Origin of the sequence: Xanthomonas euvesicatoria pv. euvesicatoria, assembly GCF_020880415.1 — a bacterium.
GTDB classification, from domain to species: Bacteria; Pseudomonadota; Gammaproteobacteria; order Xanthomonadales; family Xanthomonadaceae; genus Xanthomonas; species Xanthomonas euvesicatoria.
The window spans coordinates 1-6,271 of sequence record NZ_JAJIUJ010000073.1; the positions used below are offsets into that span (position 1 = coordinate 1).

Sequence of the window (6,271 nt, forward strand, 5' to 3'; positions counted from 1 at the left end):
GCCGCAATTCCGATTGTCAGACCTGGGAGCGTCAGAGCAGCGGACAGGACACCACCGTTGCACCATCTGCCCAGAAATGAGACTGCGGCGCTAAACTTTGCCGCAATGATCCCGGCGACATAAATCAATGACGGATACAGCCGATGGAAACGACGACAGCCAATCAGCCCAAGGCTGGTGAGTTCTTTATCCTCGAAGCGGGCACGATCAACGGACCGGTGAACGGCGTTGTCTTTGAGAACGTCAAGAATTTGTTGTCACCCCCGCGCCTGATTCTGAGGCCTGAAGGCGGTGGTTTCCCTCCGTTGCGCGAAACGCCGCGTTTGGTCTATCACCCCAGCAAAGGCCCACCTCCTAAGGACTTGGAGCCTGGCTTCAGTGGATACTGGCTTGTATCAGAACGACTCTTTCAAGTCATGACCTCGGTCGATCCCACTGCGTTCGCTTTCGCAGAGGTGGACTATCGGTTGGCTGATGGTGCGAAAGGGCCACCCTACTTTCTCTGTGACGTGATCCAAGAGATTGACGCACTGGACGAAGAAGCGTCCAAGCTCTTCATTGACACAACCGAATACTTCGTCAATGGCAAGTTTTACGATCTGACCGGCGGCGCCAGTGTAACGTTCGACCGCGTGCGTTTGGGTCCGGCGCATGTCTTCAAGACGCCTTACACCATCGAAGTCTTTTGCGACCGCGTATTCAGAGATGCAGTCGATGCGGCAGGCATTGAGACCGAAACTGATGCCGACGGTCTTTGGTTCATCGATGCTTCGGATGCCTAACGGCTAATTAAAAGTTGCCAGAAGGAGTCTGACCCATGCCCCGCAGCAGACCCGTCTTTCAAAATCATCACGCCATTGAGCAACAGACGCTTGAGAGAAGCCAGTTGCTCAAAGCACTTTCAGACACAGGGCATTTCGATATTCATGCCGCCGAAAACCGAATTTCTTACCATCCAATCCTGGGTTTGCGCAGACTTTAGGGGTCACGCCCCATAACGGCGGCCCTATCGCAGACTATGAAGTTGGTTTGCAACGGCGATTGAGGCGCTTGGAGTTGTCTCCTGATGGAGCCGCTGCGATAGCTGGCGACTCCAATGCCCTGACTCGCGTCAGTGCACGTGTAGAGACCCTCCGCGACACAATGCGTGTGGGACTTATTAATGGCGATTTGCACACCAATGCGCCACTTGGCCTTCGCGCCGACGATATTCGCCCAAGCATCCAGAATTTCTTTCGCAACGAAGTCGGTTATGGACAGGCCCATGTTGCGCAACTTCAGAGCCTGAAGGGTTATGCGGCGGTGGATAACGGCTGGGCGGCGGTGACACATACCGAAGGCCGTGTGGTGGGCACACTCCAACATATCCAGAGCGTCCCCAATCCTCTGACCCGCGGTGGTGCAGTCGAACTCCAGCGGCATGGTTTGTCTCAGGCTATTTCAAATGCTTACCATGCCGGACGCTTGACCATATCGCCGGGGGGTGTTGCTGTTGTTGAGAACACCTTGGGCGAAGAGGCCGCCAGACCTCTGCGAATTCCTCGCGGTCAAAGCGGTGCCGCGTCCATGGAAGTGCTGCTGGGCAATGCGTCGGCCAGTACCGTGGTGCGTTCGGGTGGCTTGTTGGCGACAGGTGCAGACGCAGTGCTGACCGCGCGCCGTTCGGCAGAGTTGCTGGAACAAGGCAATCCCACCGCCGCGCAGTCTGAAGTCACCCATGCATTGGCCCGCAACGTCGGCGGCTGGGCCGGCGGTGCGTCCACGGCCGTAGCGCTGGGTGGCAGCGGCTTTGTGCCTGCGGCGTTGGTGATTGGCGACGCGCTGTTGATGAGCAAGGCGTTCGACAAGGGCGCCGATTTGCTGGACAACCGCACCATCTATCATCAGACAGACAGAACTGGCGTGGAGTGGCAGTTCAACGGTCGCAACTGGCAGCGCGAAGCGGCCATCGACTTGGCCCAGGATGGCCGCCGCACGCCGGGCGAGCAGCCCGTGGTTGCGAGCTACGAAAAATCCCAGGAGCTGGGCGTGCTGGCCAATGCCAAGGCAGCGGAGTTGGCGTTGGGCAAAGCGCCGCCGCCCTAGGACCCGTTCAACCTCCCTGCACGGGCCAGTGACCAAGTGGGATTGGACAACCAGAACTGGCACCGCAATCCCGAGAGCCAGGCATGGGAACGCCAAGTCAAACAATGCAAATTAGCGGATAAGGCGCTACCGTTGCAGTGTCTGCCAAGATATACGCTGGCGACGCTAGGATTTTTCGCAATGATTCTGGTGACATGACTCAAGAACGGGACGCGACGCATGGAAACGAAAACAGCCAATCAACCCAATGCAGGCGAATTCTTTGTGTTTGGCCCCGACTTGGAAAGCAATAGGCCCTTTAGGGGAGCGGTCTTTGAAAACGTCCAGAAGCTAATAACGCCGCCGCGCCTAATCTTGCGTCCCCCAGGCGGTGGATTCCCTCATCTGCGCGAAAAGCCAAAGCTTGTTCTCGATCCTTCCCAGGGCCCAGAGCCACGTGATCTGGAGGGAGGGTTCAGCGGCTACTGGCTCGTCTCGGAACGACTGCGCGAGGCCATGGTTTCGGTGGATAACGAAGCGTTCGCTTTCGCCGAATGCGACGTTCGGTTGGGCAACGGTGCACAAGGCTCAAGGTATTTCCTCTGTGATGTCGTGCGCGTCCTAGACGCTGTGGATGAAGATAACTCGATACTCAAAATCGAAATCGACGATGACTTAGTGAATGGAAAGTATTACGCGACTGGAGGGGGGGCTAGCTTAGCGTTCAAGCGTGAGGTACTTGGGGGCGCGCATGTATTTTTGACGCCATATAGCTTGTTCGTTGTCTGCGACCAAGTGTTCAAGGCCGCGGTTCACCGCGCTGGAGTGCCAGAAGATCCAGAACTGAGCGGCATTTCCTTCATTGATGCATCCGATCTTTGACGCAGCACGTCAGCACGGAATGACTGAACTATGCCGAGCAAGCCCCTGTTTCAAGAACACCACACCATCGAGCGACAAACGATGGGGTATAGCCGGCTGCTGAAAGCGCTTAGGGATACCGGTCGCTTCGACATGGATGCTTCGTCCAATTTGATCAACATGCCCAACGACAAGGCCTTAGCTGATTCCTTGGGGGTCTCGCCTCATAGTGGAGGTCCTCTTGGCGATTACCGTTATGGCCTACAAGCACGCCTTGAACGTTTGGAACTCAGCAAAGACGGACAAGCGGCACTGGCAGGCGATCCGGAGGCCCTGGATCGCATCGCGGTCAAAGTGCAGCGAATGTCTGACACCATGCAAGTTGGGCTCATCAATGGTGACCTGCGTACCAACACCGGGATTGGGCAAACTACTGATCAGGCGCGAACGCAAACAAAGACATTCTTCGACGATCCCAACGGCTACGCAATCAAGAATGCCAGTCAGGTGGATGCACATGGTCAGGCTAGCGCCATAAACAGACAGTGGCACTTGGTCACGCACAACGAAGGTCGCATCGTCTCCACACTCAACCACTTTCAAAGCTCAGGGCGACCGTTGACCCGAGGCGGCAACATTGATCTTCAACGCCACGGGCTATCCGTAGCCATCTCCGAGGCTTACCACGGCGGACGCTTGACCGTATCACCGGCTGGCGTGGCGGTAGTTGAGAACACCTTGGGCGAGGAAGCCGCCAGACCTTTGCGCGTTCCTCGCGGTCAAAGCGGCGCTGCGTCCATGGAAGTATTGCTGGGTAACGCGTCGGCCAGCACTTTGGTGCGTTCGGGCGGCTTGTTGGCGACAGGTGCTGATGCAGTGCTAACCGCCCGCCGATCGGCCGAGCTGCTGGAACAAGGCAATGCCACTGCCGCGCAGTCTGAGGCTACCCATGCACTGGCCCGCAATGTCGGTGGCTGGGCCGGTGGTGCGTCCACGGCAGCAGCCCTGGGAGGAAGCGGCTTCGTGCCGGCTGCGTTGGTGGTTGGCGACGCGCTGTTGATGAGCAAGGCGTTCGACAAAGGCGCCGATCTGCTGGACAACCGCGCCATCTACCACCAGACCGACAAGGCTGGCGTGGAGTGGCAGTTCAACGGTCGCAACTGGCAGCGCGAAGCGGCCATCGAGCTCGCTCCGGATGGCCGGCGCACGAGCGGCGAGCAGCCCGTGGTCGCCAGCTATGAAAAATCCCAGGAACTGGGCGCGCTGGCCAACGCCAAGGCAGTGGAGTTGGCGCTAGGCAAAGCTCCTGCACCGCAGGACCCGTTCAACCTCCCTGCACGGGCCAGCGACCAGGTTGGACTAGACAACCAGAACTGGCATCGCAATCCCGAGAGCCAGGCATGGGAACGCCAAGTCAAAAACGCTGTGTCCGGTGCCAACGACCGAGGCAGCTACGAACACCAAACCGCCTCCCCGGAGCGCGCGCAACAGCTCAACCAAGAAGCCCTGGGCCGCATCGAAACTAACATCGCCACCGGGCGCGAAGCCATCGCCGCCGCTTACCTCGAAAACCATGCCGCGCAACGGGCCCAGGCTTACGGTGTCGAAGTGCCTATGGCCGCCCAAGCCGCCCAGGCCAAGCCCGGCGCTGTGCTCGGTTCGGACGCTCAGCTTTACCAGCGCACCGAGTCAGGACAGTGGGCCGGCAAGGATGGCGTAGCCAGTGGCAATCTTGCGGTGGAGCTGGAACTGACCGACCAATTGCGGCAGCCCTCAATCGAGCGCTCTCAGGAAGCCTTGGCAGGGATCCAGGCGCTTCCCGCGCCCACGGCTGTGCAGATGGAGCACAACGAACTGCTACACCGTTACCGGGCCGCAGGCGTCGATTTGAAAGTCAATCCAGACACTCAGCAGGCCGTGGAGTTGGCTTCGCAGCGGACCATGGAGGCCAACGGCATCACCGGGCCGACCATGCAGCAGCTACAACGCAATGCGTCGGGGCAATACGGGTATGACAGCCCCATCGCGCACCTCCAGCGCGGCAGCGATGGGGTGACTCGCGTGGTGGCCGTGACCAGCAGCGAGGACATCCGGCAGGCGTTGAGTGAGGCGCAAGGCCACCGACAGGAATCGGCAACCGTTGCTCGGGCGCCCGGAGCGACGGGAGATGCAGACAGCTCGACCTCCGATTCTTCTAGTCCGCAGCAAGTGCTCGACCTCCAGGCGCAAATGCAAGCCTCTGTCGCGGCGCAGGCGCGACAAGAACGCGAACAGCAGGATCGTGTTGCGCAAGAGCAACACGCCGCGCAGGTGCGGGAGCACCTCCAGCAGGCACAGCCTGAGCGCGAAGATCATTCGCAGAGCGAACAAGCAGTCCAGGCGCACGCGCTGTTGGAAGGTCAGCGCCAAGCAGGGCAACAACGCGAACAGCAGGAACGCCAACTGCAGGAGCAGCAGGCACAGACCACCCAGCAACGCGAGCTGCAGGAGCGTGAGGAAAGGGAGGTCCAGCAACGTCAGGCGCAGGAGCGCCAGGTCGACAACCAGCAGCGGGAGCAACAAGAGCGCCAGGCTCAAGAAGCAACGCGAACTGAGGTCCAGGAAGGTCAGGCTCAGCAAGCGCAGCAGCGAGACCCCAGTCAGCACGCCTCGGAGCAAGCCGACCCTCAGCCGCACGCTCCGAATGCGACGCTGGCTCAACAAACGCCGCCGCCCGAGTTGCAGCAGAAAGACGCGCGTCAGCAGTTAGAAGTGCAGAACCAACAGACAGGCGAACACCAGGCTCACACCACACCTGACCCACGGATGCAGGCACCTGATCCAGACGACGCGCAGCCGCATCAAGCACAAGAACTGGCACGCGCGCTGGAAAGGCATGCGTTGGAGAGTCGCGATGCTGCGCACCTCCAAGTGCCTCCCTCTAGTGGCCAGGAATTCGGCAGCCAGCCTTCACAAGACGCGGAGGCCGATGCGGTGCCGCCAGCGCTGCATCACCATGTGCAAACACAGCAAGCGCAGATGCGACAAGCGTCGGTCCGTCAGCAAGACGTGGCGCGTGAGCAGGAAGCAGCGCCGGTTCGCGTCATGGCCCCAACAACGATTGCGTCAGCAGACCCGTTGATTGCGTCGCAGGCCGCAGCGCTTTCAAATCCTGAGCAAGAAACCAAGGCCGAGCAGCCCCGTCCCTCCGATGGCTCGCTCACTGAGCATGGAGCGAATGTGCCGCCAGCAGCACACTTTGCGCAGGCACACGAGCAGTCCTTGGAAGCCAGCGCTGTGAATCGCTTCCCCGCAGGGTCGGCAGAGGTGGAGGACTCGCGCACCCAATCGACCCCGACACACGACC

3 protein-coding genes and 1 pseudogene are annotated in these 6,271 nt (G+C 59.9%); all 4 read left to right on the forward strand.

The annotated features are described in order from the left end of the window. The first annotated feature begins 143 nt into the window (after positions 1-143). Complete coding sequence (locus LN450_RS12740) at positions 144-782, forward strand: DUF1629 domain-containing protein (RefSeq protein ID WP_011347820.1); 639 nt, start codon at positions 144-146, stop codon at positions 780-782. A 35-nt stretch (positions 783-817) separates the two neighbouring features. Continuing rightward, positions 818-2,187 (forward strand): annotated as a pseudogene (locus LN450_RS12745) (hypothetical protein); the annotation flags it as partial. Positions 2,188-2,304: 117 nt separating this feature from the next. After that, positions 2,305-2,946: a DUF1629 domain-containing protein gene (locus LN450_RS12750; protein ID WP_011347817.1), complete on the forward strand. Its 642-nt coding sequence runs from the start codon at positions 2,305-2,307 to the stop codon at positions 2,944-2,946. 30 nt (positions 2,947-2,976) lie between these two features. After that, the coding region (locus tag LN450_RS12755; protein WP_228885003.1) for a hypothetical protein at positions 2,977-6,271 on the forward strand (3,295 nt) is incomplete at its 3' end.